The organism is Arthrobacter sp. NPDC080031 (assembly GCF_040702485.1).
In the GTDB taxonomy this organism is placed as follows: domain Bacteria; phylum Actinomycetota; class Actinomycetes; order Actinomycetales; family Micrococcaceae; genus Arthrobacter.
On the sequence record NZ_JBFBLA010000049.1, the window covers coordinates 1 to 15,966 of the forward strand.

General features: G+C 63.4%; 13 protein-coding genes and 1 pseudogene. 7 read left to right on the top strand and 7 right to left on the bottom strand.

Features of this window, described 5'->3' with window-relative positions:
- Both AB0323_RS23610 and AB0323_RS23615 read left to right on the top strand, forming a co-directional pair.
- Positions 1-237: pseudogene (locus AB0323_RS23610) on the top strand (urocanate hydratase); the annotation flags it as partial.
- A 116-nt stretch (positions 238-353) separates the two neighbouring features.
- Entirely contained in the window at positions 354-1,817 is a 1,464-nt protein-coding gene (locus tag AB0323_RS23615; RefSeq protein ID WP_366179490.1) for an aromatic amino acid ammonia-lyase, read from the top strand.
- 570 nt (positions 1,818-2,387) lie between these two features.
- On the opposite strand, the gene AB0323_RS23620 is transcribed toward AB0323_RS23615, so the two are convergent.
- The 4 genes from AB0323_RS23620 to AB0323_RS23635 all read right to left on the bottom strand — a co-directional run bounded on the left by AB0323_RS23620 (position 2,388) and on the right by AB0323_RS23635 (position 5,237).
- Complete coding sequence (locus AB0323_RS23620; RefSeq protein WP_366179491.1) at positions 2,388-2,519, bottom strand: hypothetical protein; 132 nt, start codon at positions 2,517-2,519, stop codon at positions 2,388-2,390.
- 522 nt (positions 2,520-3,041) lie between these two features.
- The gene (locus tag AB0323_RS23625) at positions 3,042-3,992 is read right to left on the bottom strand and encodes a serine hydrolase (RefSeq protein ID WP_366179492.1); all 951 of its coding nucleotides are present in this window, start codon (positions 3,990-3,992) and stop codon (positions 3,042-3,044) included.
- Between the two features lie 173 nt (positions 3,993-4,165).
- Positions 4,166-4,471 (bottom strand): antibiotic biosynthesis monooxygenase, encoded by a 306-nt coding sequence (locus tag AB0323_RS23630; protein ID WP_234754291.1) that lies wholly within the window; start codon positions 4,469-4,471, stop codon positions 4,166-4,168.
- A gap of 28 nt (positions 4,472-4,499) precedes the next feature.
- Positions 4,500-5,237 carry a glutamine amidotransferase gene (locus tag AB0323_RS23635; protein ID WP_366179493.1) on the bottom strand — a complete coding sequence of 246 codons (738 nt, stop codon included), beginning with the start codon at positions 5,235-5,237 and terminating at the stop codon, positions 4,500-4,502.
- A gap of 385 nt (positions 5,238-5,622) precedes the next feature.
- Between AB0323_RS23635 and AB0323_RS23640 the strand changes: the two genes are divergently transcribed.
- From AB0323_RS23640 to AB0323_RS23650, 3 genes are all read left to right on the top strand, one after another.
- On the top strand, positions 5,623-6,924 hold the full coding sequence (locus tag AB0323_RS23640; protein ID WP_366179494.1) for an ammonium transporter: 1,302 nt from the start codon (positions 5,623-5,625) through the stop codon (positions 6,922-6,924).
- A gap of 47 nt (positions 6,925-6,971) precedes the next feature.
- A complete protein-coding gene (locus AB0323_RS23645; RefSeq protein ID WP_366179495.1) occupies positions 6,972-7,295 on the top strand; it encodes a DUF6221 family protein in 324 nt (107 codons plus the stop codon).
- Positions 7,296-7,697: 402 nt separating this feature from the next.
- A complete protein-coding gene (locus AB0323_RS23650; protein WP_366179496.1) occupies positions 7,698-10,193 on the top strand; it encodes a bifunctional YncE family protein/alkaline phosphatase family protein in 2,496 nt (831 codons plus the stop codon).
- A 76-nt stretch (positions 10,194-10,269) separates the two neighbouring features.
- Here the strand turns inward: AB0323_RS23650 and AB0323_RS23655 are convergent, their stop codons facing one another.
- On the bottom strand, positions 10,270-11,766 hold the full coding sequence (locus tag AB0323_RS23655; protein ID WP_366179497.1) for a lysozyme: 1,497 nt from the start codon (positions 11,764-11,766) through the stop codon (positions 10,270-10,272).
- A gap of 345 nt (positions 11,767-12,111) precedes the next feature.
- Here AB0323_RS23655 and AB0323_RS23660 point away from each other — a divergent pair, with 345 nt between their 5' ends.
- Together AB0323_RS23660 and mctP are read left to right on the top strand one after the other, a co-directional pair.
- Positions 12,112-12,393, top strand: coding sequence for a DUF3311 domain-containing protein (locus AB0323_RS23660; protein ID WP_366179498.1), 282 nt, complete (start codon positions 12,112-12,114; stop codon positions 12,391-12,393).
- Entirely contained in the window at positions 12,390-14,087 is a 1,698-nt protein-coding gene (gene mctP, locus AB0323_RS23665; RefSeq protein WP_366179499.1) for a monocarboxylate uptake permease MctP, read from the top strand. The genes AB0323_RS23660 and mctP overlap by 4 nt, the downstream gene beginning before the upstream one ends.
- Before the next feature lie 13 nt (positions 14,088-14,100).
- Here mctP and mmuM read toward each other — a convergent pair whose 3' ends face one another.
- Together mmuM and AB0323_RS23675 are read right to left on the bottom strand one after the other, a co-directional pair.
- Positions 14,101-15,063, bottom strand: coding sequence for a homocysteine S-methyltransferase (gene mmuM, locus AB0323_RS23670; protein ID WP_366179500.1), 963 nt, complete (start codon positions 15,061-15,063; stop codon positions 14,101-14,103).
- A 70-nt stretch (positions 15,064-15,133) separates the two neighbouring features.
- Positions 15,134-15,966: HNH endonuclease signature motif containing protein (locus AB0323_RS23675; protein WP_366179501.1), on the bottom strand; the 833-nt coding region annotated here is incomplete at its 5' end.

The following is a 15,966-nucleotide window of genomic DNA, read 5'->3' on the forward strand; positions in this document are numbered from 1 at the left end:
TCCGGGGCCACCTGGGTCTCCATCCACCACGGCGGCGGCGTGGGCATCGGCCGTTCCATCCACACCGGCCAGGTCTCCGTCGCCGACGGCACCGACCTCGCCGCCCAAAAACTCGAACGCCTCCTCACCAACGACCCCGGCATGGGCGTCATCCGCCACGCCGACGCCGGCTACGACCGCGCCATCGACGTCGCCCACGAACGCGGCGTCCGAATCCCCATGGAAGAAACCCGCTAACCAAGACCCGACAACCCCAACTGGCTCGCATTAGTTGTCGTTATGAGCCCTCATAACGACAACAACTGCGAGCTAGTTGGGAACATCAACCGCCCATCTGAGAAAGAATCACCTCCATGATCGAAATCGACGGCAAACAGCTGCGTCTGAGCGACATCGCAGCCGTGGCAAGTGGCGGAACTAAGGTGACGCTGGCGCCGTCGGCGGTTGAACGGATGGCCGCATCCCGACGGTCCGCCCGTGCGACGGCACTGTCCCGTCCCGTCTACGGGCGGTCCACCGGAGTCGGGGCGAACCGATCTGTCGCGCTGGACGCCGGGGACAAGGACGTCAACGTCCACGGTTTGAACCTCCTGCGCAGCCATGCGGTCGACGCCGGACGGGTACTTGACCGGGAAACCGTCAGGGCAATGCTGGCCATCAGGCTGTCCCAGCTTGCTGCGGGCTCGTCGGGCATCAACCCGTCTGTGGCCGATGCAGTCGTGGACATGCTCAACGCCGATGCCTTGCCCGAAGTGCGGGAATTCGGCGGAATCGGCACTGCGGACCTGCCCGCGCTGGCGGGAACGGCGCTCACCCTCCTCGGCGAACGCCCCACCATGGACGGCAAGTACGTCCCGGCGCCTCTGGACGCCTGGGCCACCGAGGATGCCCTTCCTTTCATCAGCTCCAGCGCCCTCACCATCGCCCAGGCCGCGCTTGCCCAGCAAAAGCTCGCCACACTGATGGAAAACCTAACCACGGTGAGCGCCTTGTCCTTCGCGGCAATGTCCGGGAATCCCGAGGCATTGAGCCCCGAAGTCGCGCGGGCAGCCGATTCCCCCGCAGTCACCGGGATGGCCGGAGTGCTGCGCGGCCTCGTGGAAGGCAGCGGCGACCCGGCGAGGATCCAGGACCCGTACTGCCTGCGCACCCTGCCTCAGGCCCTCGGTTCGGTGGCGGAGGAACTCGAGGCGCTCGGTATGCTTTTGGAGCGTTTGGTTGTGGCCGGTCATGAAAACCCGCTGGTGTACGGTTCCGCAGAGGATGGAAGCAACGGGGTAGCCCATCATGGCCTGTTCCAGATGACCACCCTCGCCCGCCGCATAGATGCCCTGCAACTGGCCATCGGTGCGGCGTGCGCAACGAACCTTCGGAGGATCAGCCTGCTGTGCGATCCGGCATACACCGGCCTCCACCGATTCCTTGCGGGCGATGATGCCGGCCAGTCCGGCGTCATGATGCTTGAATACGTGGCAGCCGCAGCGGTCGGCCGCATTCGAGCCAATGCACAGCCTGTGAGCCTGCAAACGGTGGTGCTCTCGCTGGGCGCCGAAGAAGATGCCAGTTTCGCGAGTGTGGCCAGCTCCCGCATGGATTCCACCGTGCTGGCGCTTTCAACGGTGGTTGGCATCGAACTCCTTTGCGCATCGCGCGCGCTCAGGCTGCAGGGCAGGACGCGAGGAGAATTCACGAGTCCGCGGTTCCGAAAGGCCTTCGACGCCGGTCTGTCCTTGCCCGCCGACGTCCAGGACCGGGACCTCCGCCCCGATGTCGACGCTGCGTCCCGCGTGGTGACCCTTCGGGAGTTCGGGAGCTAAGCATACTTAGCTATGGACTGCCGCCCCGGACGGGCGTAACTTAGTACCCAGACACCGCACTGGGGAGGTGGAGTGTTTGGCTTGGCATCTGGGGTGCCGTGGCTTTTCTTTGGTTCGCCCCGTTCTTCTCGCCGTTTTCGGCGCATTGGCGTGGTTGCTGTGGCTGGCCGGTCCTTCGCAGGCCACAGACCTTCTGCCGGCGATTCCCGCTGTCCCGACACCGTCGGTTTCACAGCCCCCGGTTCCCCTCACCGGCCCCATTGGCACGCTCGTCGACAACGTCCCGTCCGTGGTTCCAAGCCCGGGTCAGTTGGCCACAGTTCCTGAAACCGTGGTCGGTCAGCCAACGAAGCAGGTCCTGACGCCAGTCGTCGGACTCGTCGACGCTGTGCCGCAGGTAGTCGAGAACACGATCAAGGAACTCCCGGCCTTGCCGCCGTTGCCCTCCATACTGCCGCCTTCCGTGCCGCAGTTGCCGCCATTGCCCTCCATACTGCCGCCTTCCGTGCCGCCATTGCCCGAGCCGCCTTCCGTCCCGGCATTGCCGCTGGTGCCCGCAATACTGCCGCCTCACGGACCAAGCTTTCCAGCTGTCCCGACGAACCGCTTTTCGCCCTCGGTCCAGTCCGGACCGAACGCGATCACCCGGAACCCCGGATTCACAACGAACACCGGATTCCTGCCGGACGGGGTTGTCTTCATGCCCCCCGCAATGTTGGCGACAACGGATGGGTCGCCGGTTTCCGGCGGACCTCCGCCTGACGCGCCGGTTCCTGAGTCGGTGTCGCCACCCGGGGCAGGATCGACGTCGGGCCCGGAGGGCGGTTCCGCCTTTGGCGCGGCAGATCTGCCGGAACAACGCGCGCTGGCACCGCCACCCCGCGATGGCCCGATCCCCGATAGCCGGCAAAGCCCCTCGGCCGAACCTGCATTCGATCCTGGTTCCTCTCCCGACTAGTCAGGCCGCCCCTGCCCTTTTGGCAGGCACGACCAACTGCGTCGCATCGCGCAGAACACCGTCTTAGTCAGGAGAAGACCATGCAGAACCAAACCCAATTCATAGGAAATTGGCCCGACCCCATGCGGAAGGAGGCATATAGATAGCACCGCGACAGGCGCTCAGCGCATATAAGGGAACAAGGACGCCGGCCGCGCAGTCAGTCCGACTGCGCGGCCGGCGTCGTGATGCTGAAGGTCGGTCCAAGTCCTTTTAGAACGGGCCTTTTAGAACAGGCCGTTCACTACGGCCTGGGTGAGCTGGTGGAAGATGTCGGTGCGGGCGGGGATATCGCTCTCGTCCTGGCCTTTGGTGTAGACCACGAATGCATAGGAGTTGGCTCCGTTGGTGAGGATGCTGGCGTCGTGGAGTTCGTCGTCGAGCAGTCCGTACTTGTGGAAAACGGTGATTGCGGCCGGAACCGCGGCGGGGATGAGCGATTCGTAGTTGGTGTTCTGCATGTAGGACAACAACTGTGTGGTGTCCTGCTGGTTCAGGAGCTTCCCGCTGTAGAGGCCGGCCATGATGCTCGCCATTTCGCTGGGAGTCAGCGTGTTGTTCATCGGGTCATAGCTAACGCCGATCGATGCGGCGTAGGCCTGAAGCTCCGAATAGCCGACCGCGTCCATGATCAAGGACCAGGAGTCGTTGTCGCTGTCCTGGATCATCTCCTTGAGCTGGAAAGCGGCCGTGTAGCCGCCCAAGGGATCGTCAAGGGACACTGCGCCCGTCTCGACAAGGTGGTAGTACGCGGCGGCAGCCAGGACTTTGGCGGTGCTTGCTGCCTCGAACGGCGCCTGGACCCCGTACTGGTGGTTCGAGCCATTGGACAAGTCGATCAGGGTGACGCCGATCTGGTACTGGCTGTTGGCGTCGATGATGGCGTTGATCTCGGAGTCCAACGCCGAGGTCACGCCGGTACCCGCAGCAACGGCCACTGCGGCTGCCGGCGCTGCAGCTGCCGGAGCCGCGGGGGCTGGAGCGGCAGTCGGCGCCTCGGCAGCAGCCGACGGCGGTGCGGCGGCCGCCGTCGTCGGGGATGCGGCTGGAACAGCTGCCAACGGCGTAGCGCCGGCCATCGCCGATACTGCACGAGAGACTGATGAGCGGGCATGCGCAGCTGAGTACACCGTGGCCGTCAGGGTCACGACCAGAATGGCCGCGAAGGCTGTCAGCAAGGCCGATCGACGACGGCAGGGACTCCAGCGGTTCCACCGGCTTCTCTTTCGTCCGGACCCTTGGACGGGACGACGGGGCTCTTGCTCTTCCATAATGAACCAACCGTAGCTACTAGAGCTATGTGAGAGCTATGAAAATCCTGTCCGTCAGCCACGTGTCGCCTGGGTGAATATCAGGGGTTTCGGAGCGGTGAGCCCAATACCGTGAACCGCGTGCCGCCCATCTCTCCGGACAGCAGGGGCATCGCCTCACTTATGGCCGCCCGGACGCTGTCCAGCTGCAGCGATCCTTGGTGCGCTTCTGCCGATTCCCATAGTTCGCAGACAAAGACCGTGTCCGGCGATTCTTCGTTGACCCCCACCTCGTAGAGCAGGCAGCCCGCGCCCCGGAGTTCCGGTTTCGGTCTGAGCAGGATGGAGACGACGGCGTCGCGCTGGCCGGGTTTCGTGCCGAGGCTTCCCACATTTGCAAAAGTCATGGGCCCATTGTGCTTCATTCCTCCGACGTTATTGAGGAATCGCGTACCTGCGGACAAAGTTGCCGAGGATCTTCATCGGTTCGGTAACCGTGATCTTCCGCGCGTCTGCCATCAGCTGTTCAGCAGCCTCGGGCGGGAAGTATCCGGCGTGGCGGTAGGTGTCAATCCGCGTGACGAGCCCCTCGGCGTCGAGCTCGGGATGGAATTGAGTGGCGTAAAGATTCCGCTTGATCCGGAACATCTGCACGGGGCAAGTGGCCGAACCGGCCAGCAACACCGCGTGTCCTGGCAGGACCGTGCAGGCTTCCTTATGGCCGGTAAAGGCGACAAAGCGCTCGGACATCCCTTGGAGGAGCGGGTCCCGGAGGCCCTCCGCCGTGAGTTTGATGGTTACCCCGCCGAGTCCTTCACCGTAGGTCCGGTCAATCACAGCCCCTTGATGAAGCCCCAGGGTTCCGACCCCATAGCAGGCCCCCAGAAAGGGAAAGTCGGCGGCAACAATCGTGTCCAGCAGGTTTGCAAGTTCTTTCTCCACCCGTTTCTGGACCGGGCTCTTGTGCTCCATCGGGTCGCTCGAAGTGAAGGGACTGCCACCCACAATCACGCCGGAATAATCAGAGAGTTCAAGCGGCGGGAGGGGCGCCGCCTCCATTCGGATGCGTTGCAGCTGCTCGGGAGCGAGCCCTCCAAAACGAAGATACGCCTGGTATTCTTCCTCGGCGGCGGCGTCTTCGGCGCGAGATGCGAGCAGGAGAAACGGCTTCACAGGCTAAGTGTGCACGCGGAGGCCGTGACGCGCCAGCGTTCGGCTGAAACATCCTTCGGGGGACGGTGAGCCGCCGTTCACGTCGAAGAAATGTGCGGATTTCCTGCCGGGTGGAAGGATTTCACCTTCCTTGGCCCCTGGAATCCGCGGAATCACTGGGATCCAGGGCGCCCGCTCCGCGCGGCCACTCGTGTGCGCCGGGATGGCGTTAACATTCCCGAAACACGCCCGTCATGCGTTCTTCACGCCAAGGCAAGTTATGTAACGTCCCTGCAATTTTTCCCCGCATTGCTTGAAACACGGAACCGGAAATATTGGGCCGGGGAAGAACGGGGCCAAGCTTCGGCGGTCCTCCTACGGCATTCCGACAAGAAGGGAAACGCGTGTGAATATCACTGCGGAAAACGTTTGGGTGATGGTGTCGGCGGCACTCGCACTGCTCATGACTCCGGCACTCGGCCTCTTCTACAGTGGCATGACCCGGGCCAAAGCCTCCCTCAACATGATCATGATGAGCTTCATCTCCGCGGGCATCGTAGGCGCCGTGTGGATCCTGTGGGGCTATTCGATGATCAGCGGCAAGAGTGTCCTGGGCATTTTCGGCAATCCGTTCAGCAGCTTCGGCTCGGCGGACCTTGTCGGTTCCACCGATCTCATCAAGCTCGGTTTCAGCGCTACCTTCGCCATCGTCACCGTTGCCCTGATCAGCGGCGCCATCGCCGACCGCGCAAAATTCACTTCCTGGGTCATTTTCGTCCCCATCTGGATCACCCTGGTGTACTGCCCGTTGGCGTTCATGGTGTGGGGCGGCGGCCTCCTCAGCCCTGGCGGAGCCATCAGTTCGGTCTTCGGTCAGGTGATTGACTTCGCCGGTGGCACAGTTGTGGAAATCAGCTCCGGCGCTGCCGCATTTGTCCTGGCGTTGATCCTGGGCAAGCGTCACGGCTTTGGAAAAGACCCGAACCACCGCCCGCACAACCTCCCCCTCATCATGCTCGGCGCTGGCCTCCTGTGGTTCGGTTGGTTCGGTTTCAATGCCGGCGCGGCCACGACGTCGGCGCAGGCCGGCTTGATCTGGGTGAATACCCTCGTAGCCCCGGCCGGGGCAATGATCAGCTGGTTGGTCACCGAGAAGATCCGGCACGGCCACCCCACATCCCTGGGTGCCGCTTCCGGCGTCGTTGCCGGCCTCGTGGCTATCACACCGGCCTGCGCCAATGTGGCTCCCGCCGCAGCCCTCGGCCTCGGGCTGGTAGCCGGCGCAGCGTGCGCCGTGTTTGTCGACCTGAAACACAAGTTCGGCTTCGATGACTCCCTCGACGTCGTGGGCGTACACCTCGGTGGCGGGCTTGTCGGCACGCTCGCGCTCGGATTCATCGCGTTGCCGGTGAACGGAAAAGGAGGAGGACTGTTTTACGGAGGCGGACTCCAGCAGCTCATGGCGCAGATCGTCGCCATCCTTGTCACCCTTGCAGTGTCAGGAATCATGACGGCAATCATCGCCCTTGTCATCCACAAGACCGTCGGATTCCGGGTCAGCCACGAGGCAGAGCTCGCCGGCGTGGACCTGTCCGAGCACGCCGAGACCGCCTACGAGTTCGGCAGCATGTCCCGGAGCCACTACAACGCCCTCCCCCACGTTGCCGCCGTCGAGCTCCAGCGCGAAAAGCAAGCCGACCCCGCCTAGCGGAGGCAGGCATTTCCGCTGCCGCAAGGGACGCGTACGCTCAATTTGTGGATATCGTCGATTTCCTCCTGGACCGCCTGAACGAGGACGAGGCTGCCGCGCGGAAACTCCTCGGCGACCGTTCGGTCTCCGAGGCGGGCAAATGGTACGAGCGACGCCTTCTCATGGAATGCGAATCTAAGAGAAGGCTGCTCAGCATCGTGGAATCCGCACGGCAGACGGCCCTGGCCACGATGGTTCGCGGCTCGCTTGGTGATACGCCGCAGTGGATCCCGGAATCGATCGAATGGACCACGAAGTCGTTGAATGCCCTCGCGCTGCCCTACTCGGACCATCCGGACTTCGAGACCGAATGGCTGGCAAGTACGTAGCTGGCAGGTCTACCGCGGCTCCGCGAGCGGGACGATTAATCGGCAGGATCTTGCGGATTTTGGAAAAATGGACCAGACGGAGCTAGAAAACCAAAAACCTCAAGGCGAAGCACTGGGCCGACTTCGCGGCGACCCTCGGCTTGCCACAACGTGCTGCCGACAAGGCCAACGCACTGGCCCTGTCAGCTTCCGGGAAGGTCAAATTGGAGGACCTACCGTTCACCGGGTCACCACTGCGAGGTGCCCTGCGGGAGTTGCGATTCCGGCGCAGAGAGCTCGGGGGCTGATTGCCGGCGGTGACCCGACTCCGACACCTGCCGGTTTCATCAGTTCACTGATGATTTAGCTGATGGTTCCCTGTGAGTCGGGCCAGCGTGTTTCACGGCTCCTAGCTTTGGGACCATGAAATTCAAAACAATCCCGGTCATCATCGGATCATTGTCTTGTGTGCTCGTCGGCGGCGCCGCGTTCGCGGCGGTTTCGACGTTCGCCGGCCCCCACGAGGACGGAACGGCAGTCACGTCAATCGGAATGCGCGTTACGCCAACCGGACAGCAGACCTCACTCGGAGACCTCCCGCTCAACTCCGCCCTTTCGCCCGACGGCAAGAGGCTCGCGGTCACCAACAACGGTCAAGGTACGCAGTCACTGCAACTCGTCGATCTCTCAGACCACGAGGTGGACCAGACCATCTCCTACAAGTCCCCTGAATCCCTCTACATGGGCTTGGCGTGGGCCCCTGACGGCACCAAGCTCTACGCCAGCGCAGCAGCAAACTCCAAGATCCGGACCTACAGCTACTCCGGCGGCAAACTGGCAGAAGGTGCGCCCATCCAGCTTCCCACCACGACGCCCGCGGGCAAGGCACTCAACCTCTTCCCGGCCGGATTGGCGATCACGCCCGACGGTAAGCGGCTGGTTGTCGCAGATCAGCTCGCTGACGCCGTGTCCGTCGTCGACCTCTCCACGGGCAATGTCTCGACGACGCCGGCCGGTCACCGACCGCTTTCGGTCACGGTTTCCCCAGATGGGACGACGGCGTTCGTCACCAACCAGGGCGCCTCGGACCTCTCCGCGGTGGACATCACAGGCGCCGAACCGAAGGTTTCCCGCACCGTCACGGTGGGCCTGCACCCCAACAAGTCCGTCCTGTCGAAGGACGGCCGTACGCTTTACGTCGCCAACGGCGACGACGACACCGTCTCGGTTGTCGATACCGCCGCCGGCACAAGCTCGAGTGTCAGCGTCGCACCTGAAAAGGGCGCACCCGTGGGAACCAATCCCACCGGACTGGCCCTGGACGAAGCCGGCCGCCGCCTCTTCGTGAGCAACTCCGGGAACAACGACGTCGCCGTCGTCGATCTTGCCCAGAACGCAGTGGCGGGCGTGGTTCCAGTCGGCTGGTACCCGAGTTCGTTGGCCTTCAGCGGCGGGACATTGCATGTCACCAACGCGAAGGGTCTGGGCGCCGGACCAAACAGCGGACCTGGCCACCCGAACCCGGAGTCAACCGCCCCGGCCGCCGAAAACCAGTACAGCGGGTCGATGATCGTTGGCACGCTGAGCAGTTTCAGCGTTCCGGAGGGCGGCCAGTTGCAGAAGGCCACCGAGCAGGTCAAAAACAACAACCGTCCGGACACCGCCGGTGGCAACATCATCCCGCGCCAACCTGGTCAAGAGAGTCCCATCAAACACGTGATCTACGTGGTCAAGGAAAACCGCACCTACGACCAGGTGCTTGGAAGCCTCGGCAAGGGCAATGGAGATCCTTCGCTGAATCTCTTCGGCGACGAGTCTGCGCCGAATATGCGGGCCCTCTCCAAGAAGTTCACCACTATTGACAACTTCTACGCCGATGCTGAAGTCAGCGCCAACGGTTGGAACTGGGTGGCCTCGGCCAACTCGAACCCGTACGCAGAGCAGATGTGGCCGGCCAACTACTCGGGCCGCAAGGCGCCGTATCCCAGCGAAGGAAACGCCCCTGAAATCGCGGCCCAACAGCCTGACAACACGTATGTCTGGCAGCGGCTCGCCAAGGCAGGCGTCAGCTTCCGCAACTACGGCTTCTACGTTTCCAACAACGCTGGAATGTCCAGCGCCGCGGACCCCGTTCTGGATGCGCAGACCGACCACAACTACCACGGTTACGACTTGAACTGCCCTGATTCGGCGGGATCCTTCGCGCCGTTGAAGCCTGGCTGCGGTACTCCACGCATTGAAGAATGGGCCAAGGACTTCCAGTCCCAAGTGACATCCGGAACGGTTCCCACGGTCCAGTTCGTCCGGCTACCCAATGACCACACCCAGGCCACCCGCGTCGGCGCCCCAACGCCGAAGGCCTACGTCGCGGATAACGACTACGCGCTCGGCAAGCTGGTGGACACCGTGTCCCACTCTTCTGTTTGGAAGGACACCGCCATCTTCGTCACGGAGGATGACGCGCAGAACGGCCCGGACCACGTGGATGCACACCGCACCCTGGCACTGGCCATCAGCCCCTATACCCAGACCGGGAAAGTCGATTCCACCTTCTACAGCACGGCTTCGATGGTCCGCACCATCGGCCTCATCGCCGGCATCGGCCCGCTGACCCAGTTCGATGCGTTCGCTACTCCCATGAACGCGTCGTTCACAGCCAAGCCTGATAACACGCCGTACACCGCGCTCAAGCCCAGCTATGACATGACCACCGTCAACGGGGCGAACGCTCCGATGGCCCCCCAGGTGGCCACCCAGGACACTGCCAGCGAAGACAAGATCGATGAGCAACTGTTCAACAAGTCCATCTGGCAATCAGTGAACGGTGCTGACTCGAAGATGCCCGAACCCCAGCACAGCGTGATCGGTTCCGGGTCCGGTTCCAGCAGCCAGCCGGCCGCGAAGGATACTGACGGCTAAACAAATCCACATTTGGCGGAGGGCGGTCACCGGCATCGGTGGCCGCCCTCCGCTTTTCATTTGCGGGGCGTTCCTGTTAGCGCATCGTCCCGAAATTAGTGTTGTACCTGTACATGAACGCGGCCATCGCATCCCGATTGACCCCTAGATACGGCCGGTAGGTTTTGCTTCCGTCGGACTCCGTCCATCCCGTGCTGATGCCGCTGTTTGCGAGCCAGGTGATTTGTTTGAAGAACGGGTTGTCGGTGGCGACGTCGGTGAATGGCGACGTCGCCGGTGCCGTGAAAGCCGGACTACCTGCGAGGCGGTACATGAAAGCAGCCATGGCGTCGCGGTTGACCGAAAGATACGGACGGTAGGTTTTGCTTCCGTTGGCTTCTGTCCAGCCCGTGCTGATGCCGTTGTGTGCGAGCCAGGTGATCTGTTTGTAGAACGGGTTGCTGGTGGCGACGTCGGTGAATGGCGACGTCGCCGGAGGCGTGAATACCGGGCTGCCCATCAGGCGGTACATGAAGGCGGCCATTGCATCCCGAGCTACCGTGGTCAGGGGGTTATAGTTCCTTGACCCATCCGACTCGGTCCACCCAGTGGATATGCCACGGGAACCGAGCCAGTTGATTTCGGACGTGAACGGATCCCCGGAAATATCGGAGAAGATAGGGCCCGGGTTGGTGGCGAAATCCGTCAACTGGGTGGGTGTGCCGTTGAAGACGTCTTGGTCTCCGGGAAAGACGCCCGTATCGGAGTTCTGCCACAGGGTGTAATCCGGCCATCCGGCCGGCAGGGTCCCGGGGTCAGTTGAGAATTGGGAAATATGCAGGGGATGGTTTCCGAACCCCGCCGCATTGCCCGTGCAGGTGGTCCACCAGTCGGTGGTGGTGTAAATGGCAGGCAGGCGCCCCGTCCGGGAAAGAATGGTCGTGGCGAAATCGGAGATCCAATTCACCATGTCAGCCTGGTTCAATCCGTAGCAGGTACTTCCATACGGGTTGTATTCAATGTCCAAGAGGGCAGGAAGGGTCTTCCCGTCCGGGGTCCAGGCTGCGCCGCTCTGCAGAAAGTAGTTGGCCTGGTCCGCTCCTGAGGACGCGTCGGGCAGCCCAAAATGGTATGCGCCGTGCAGGAGTCCGGCGTTTGCGGATCCGGCATATTGGCTTGCGAAGTACGGGTTGGCGTAGCCGGTTCCCTCGCTGGCCTTGACATAGGCGAATTTGGCGCCGTTGGCGGCCGCAGTGGACCAGTCCACATCGCCCTGGTGGCTGCTGACATCCATTCCCGGCACCCCGGAGGAAACCGAAGCTGGCGCTACTGCCTGGGCAGACATCCGCATCGGCGTAGCGGGCTCGTGACTGCGGACCGTCGAACCCATCGCGTGGTCATTCGAGGTAGTTGATGTCGCGGACGGGGATGGGGGTGGTGGAGTCGTGGCGGGTGACGCGGAAGCAGCGCCCGCTCCTGGCGCGACGAGTACGATGCCCGCCACTAGAACAGCTACGTACCCGGCGATGCCCTTCCGGATGCGGAGCCGGACTGGATTCTGCAGCCTGGGAGCGCGCGGGGTCGACGCGTTCATATGAAATTCCTTCCGTTTTGGCAGCGGAAGAGACCCGCGCCTGCCAACAAACGCCCGCAGGGGCGGACGTCACGGATATTACCAGCTCTAATCAAGACGAATGACAAACATTCGAGTTCCGCTGTGCGGGTCTGGCTACTTTAGACAACGACGACGGCGGTGCTCCCGGCAGTGCCGCCCGACACCAAGGCTCCCTGGCGAAAAAGCGTGGGCCACTTCCCCTGTCAAAGAATTAATCCAGAATCTATTCTGTTGATGAACCGGTATATATACGGTCCATAAGGCCACCGGTACGTCCCGGGAAGCCCATCCCGATCCGGGGGCCGTCTCTATGAGGAGGCGTCCATGTCAACTCCCGATGTGCCGACCCGGGGGCCCGCAAGGCCCGGCCCGTATATTGTGGCCGGAATCCTGTTAGCCATCGCCATTCTGGTTCCGCTGTACGTTCCGGCGTATTCGACTGATCAGCCGCGGCTAGCCGGCATGCCGTTCTTCTATTGGTACCAAATGCTCTGGGTTCCCGTCACGGCATGCATGATCGGCATCGCTTATCGGTTGGTAACCAAGGAGGACCGCCGCCGCCGCGAGGCCGCGCGGGGCGCACGCACGAAGGAGCAGGAACAATGAGCGGGCTCGCCGTCCCAATGGCGACCACAGCGGATCGACCCGTCAACGGCGTCGCGCTCACCGTCGTCGTCATCCTCTTTATCCTGGTGGCGGTCCTGGGCTTCTTCGCCGCACGCTGGCGCGCGGGCAAGGAGACAGGCCTGCACAGTCTCGATGAATGGGGCCTCGGCGGACGTGGTTTCGGAACCTGGGTGACGTGGTTCCTTCTCGGTGGAGACCTCTACACGGCCTACACGTTCGTGGCCGTCCCGGCGGCAATGTGGGCTACCGGAGCCGTCAGCGGCTTCTTCGCAGTGCCTTACACGATCGTGCTCTACCCGATTGTGTTCCTGCTGATGAGCCGTTTGTGGTCGGTCTCGCATCGGCATGGGTTCGTCACGCCGGCAGACTTCGTTGGCGGGCGCTATGGCAGCAGGGCTCTGACGGTTGCGGTGGCCCTCACCGGCATTGTCGCGACCATGCCGTACATCGCACTTCAACTTGTCGGCATCAAAGCAGTGCTCACGGTGTTGGGCCTCGGCAGCGCGCAGAATGTGCTGCTGACTGACCTGCCGCTGATTATCGCCTTCGTGGTTCTGGCCGCCTACACCTACACCTCGGGCCTACGGGCGCCGGCGCTTATCGCCGTCGTGAAGGATCTGCTGATCTACCTTGCAGTCATCGTTGCCGTGATCTACCTGCCGATCAAGTTCGGGGGCTGGGACAACATCTTCGGTGCAGCCCAGACGAAACTCGACGCCATCAGTCCCGCCACCGGCAAGCCGGCCGGCGTCTTCATCCCGGGCGCGGCCAGCTACTCGGCGTACTGGACACTGGCCCTTGGCTCGGCCATGGCGCTGTTCATGTACCCGCACTCGGTCACCGGTGTCCTGGCGACCAAGAGCAGGAACACCATCCGCAAGAACGCTGCGGTTCTTCCGCTGTATTCGCTCATGCTCGGGTTCCTGGCCCTCCTGGGCTACGCGGCCATCTCCGCGGGCACCAAGCCCATTGACCTGAACGGTGCCGTCAATCCGCAGCTGGTGGTTCCGCAGCTGTTCCTGGACAACTTCCCCGCGTGGTTTGCAGGGATCGCCTTGGCGGCTATCGCCATCGGCGCGTTGGTTCCGGCCGCCATCATGTCGATCGCTGCCGCCAACCTGTTCACCCGCAACATCTACCGCGACCTGATCCGGCCCGACGCCGACCCTCGGCAGGAAGCGAAGGTCTCCAAGATCGCCTCGCTCGTGGTGAAGTTCGGGGCGCTGATTTTCGTGATCGCGATGGACCAGTCGGCCGCCATCAACATGCAGCTCCTCGGGGGAATCTGGATCCTGCAGACCTTCCCCGCGATCGTCGCAGGGCTGTACACCAGGTGGCTCCACCGCTGGGCGCTCTTCGCAGGCTGGGTTGCCGGGATCATCTACGGAACCGTCGCAGCGTACAACGTGGTCAACCCCGTGACGAAGGCCAACTTCGGCGGCTCCATCGCTGCCATTCCCGGCACCAACGTGCAGGTCTATATCGCCGTCGTGGCGTTCGCGATCAACCTCATTGTTGCTGCCGTCTTGTCGCTGGTCTTCCGCGCGATGAAGCTCCCCGACGGAAAGGACATCACCCGGAACTCCGACTACGGAGCCGACGAAGACGATCCGAAAGTTGTACAGCTCCAGCGCGAGTACCCTCTGGGCGAAACGCGAGGCGGCACGTTCTGACTGAAGCTGGCATCTAAGGCTCCATCGGCAGTCTCGCCACGGCAGCGATATCCCGCGGCGTCGTCCGGCAGCACCCGCCAATGAGCCGGGCCCCGAGGTCGTGCCAAGTGGCAGCCCCTTCGGCGAGGCTTGACGGGCCTCCTGCGTTTGCTCCGGCGCGAGGTTTCCACGTCTTGGTGACGGCGTCGTAGCTTTCGCCCGAGTTCGGGTACGCGAGCAGCGGCTTGTCCGTCGCGTTGCGCAAGGCCTCAAGCGCCGGGGAGACCAGGTTCAACGGTACGCAATTCACGCCGATTGCCGCCACGCGCGGCTGGGCTCCACACAGCGCCGCCACCTCGGCAAGAGACGTGCCGTCGCTGATGTGTCCGCCGTCCCGGAGCGTGAAGGAAAACCAGGATTCGACGTCGAAGTCTTCCACGAGCGCCAAAAGGGCCTCAGCCTCCGCGAAGGAGGGCAGCGTCTCGCAGGCCAGCAGGTCCACCCCGGTCTCCACGAGCGCCCGAATCCGCGGCCGGTGGAACTCCTTGAACTCGTGCTGGGTGAGAACGTAGTCGCCCCGGTACTCGGAACCGTCCGCGAGATAGGCGCCATAGGGGCCAACAGATCCGGCAACCAGCAAGGACCCAGCATCCGGGTTTTCCGCCAAGTACTCGCGCCGGGCCTCGTCGGCCAAACGAACGCTTAAGGCCACCAGTTCCAAAGCTTCCGTCTCGGCAATGCCGCGCCGGGCAAATCCCTGGGGCAGGGCTTGATAGCTCGAGGTGATGGCGATTGCGGCGCCGGCGTCGAAATAGTCGCGATGTACCTGCTTGATCAGTTGAGGTTGTTCCAAAAGGACCTTGGCGGACCATAGCGGATCGTCCAAATCGCAGCCGCGTGCTTCAAGCTCGGTGGCAAGGGCACCATCCACGGTCAGGTCTGCACCGGAGTCGAGCATGCGGGACAAACTGGTGCCGTGACTGCTCCTCCCGTCCATAGCTCGAGCCTACGTTCCTTCCGGCGGGTTTGTACTAGAAAGGCGTCGGCAATGGAAGGCGAACGGTAGCTCAGGCGGCGCGCGGTTCCGGTCGATGGGGCCTGCGAAACAGGTCCCCGAAATAGTGTGCCGCCATGACGGGCGGGTCTGAGCTTCTTGTCAGCCTGGTTCCTGGCAGGGGTGGGGCTGTTGATTGGTAGGTATGGCCGGTGGGGGTGCGGATGTCCAGGACGTGCCGTGTCCCGGGGCTTGTTTGTGCCGTGCCGGTTCGTGCTGTCCAGGTTCGTGCCATCCAGCCGGGGAGTTCTTTGGTGTGGTTGCAGGCTTCGCACAGGCCTGCCCCGTTGGCCAGGCTGGTGGGTCCGCCGTGGTGCCAGGGAACGATGTGGTCGAAGTGCCGGATGGGTGCGTCGCAGTAGGGGGTCCGGCAGGTCTCGTCCCGGGCCTGGATGAAGCGGCGCATGCCTGCCGGGAAGAGCCGCGCCTTTGAATCGGCGGCGACAAGCTCCCCGGTTCCGGGGGCGGTGTAGAGGCGCCGGAGCCAGAGCTTGAGGTCTTGGGCCTGGCCGGGTTCGCCGGGCCGCCCGGGTTCGGCCGGGCCCTGGTCCCCGGCGATTAGTGTCCTCGCCCAGGCTGCGGGGACGATGCCGTAGCCGGGCAGGCGTGCCGGTTCGGCGTCGCCTTGGAACAGGGTCCGGTCGGTCATGACGAGCTGGACTTCCACCGCGCTGATCCCGCCGGGGGTGCCGGTGGTGCGTTCGACGAGGGTGTCGGCCATGATCTGGCCCCGGGTGCGGGTCTCGCCGGCGGAGCGGAGGGTGTCGGCGTGCCGGGACAGGGCCGCGTGCACGGCCACGCCCTGGGCGACGGGGAGCAGCGCGGTCAGGTAGGTCATGGTGTCCG

Excerpts from the sequence above, each read along its gene's own strand:
- AB0323_RS23615 (WP_366179490.1), top strand. The coding sequence starts at position 354 with ATGATCGAAATCGACGGCAAACAGCTGCGTCTGAGCGACATCGCAGCC.
- AB0323_RS23620 (WP_366179491.1), bottom strand. The coding sequence starts at position 2,519 with ATGAAGACAACCCCGTCCGGCAGGAATCCGGTGTTCGTTGTGAATCCG.
- AB0323_RS23630 (WP_234754291.1), bottom strand. The coding sequence starts at position 4,471 with ATGACTTTTGCAAATGTGGGAAGCCTCGGCACGAAACCCGGCCAGCGC.
- AB0323_RS23650 (WP_366179496.1), top strand. The coding sequence starts at position 7,698 with ATGAAATTCAAAACAATCCCGGTCATCATCGGATCATTGTCTTGTGTG.
- AB0323_RS23655 (WP_366179497.1), bottom strand. The coding sequence starts at position 11,766 with ATGAACGCGTCGACCCCGCGCGCTCCCAGGCTGCAGAATCCAGTCCGG.
- AB0323_RS23660 (WP_366179498.1), top strand. The coding sequence starts at position 12,112 with ATGTCAACTCCCGATGTGCCGACCCGGGGGCCCGCAAGGCCCGGCCCG.
- mctP (WP_366179499.1), top strand. The coding sequence starts at position 12,390 with ATGAGCGGGCTCGCCGTCCCAATGGCGACCACAGCGGATCGACCCGTC.
- mmuM (WP_366179500.1), bottom strand. The coding sequence starts at position 15,063 with ATGGACGGGAGGAGCAGTCACGGCACCAGTTTGTCCCGCATGCTCGAC.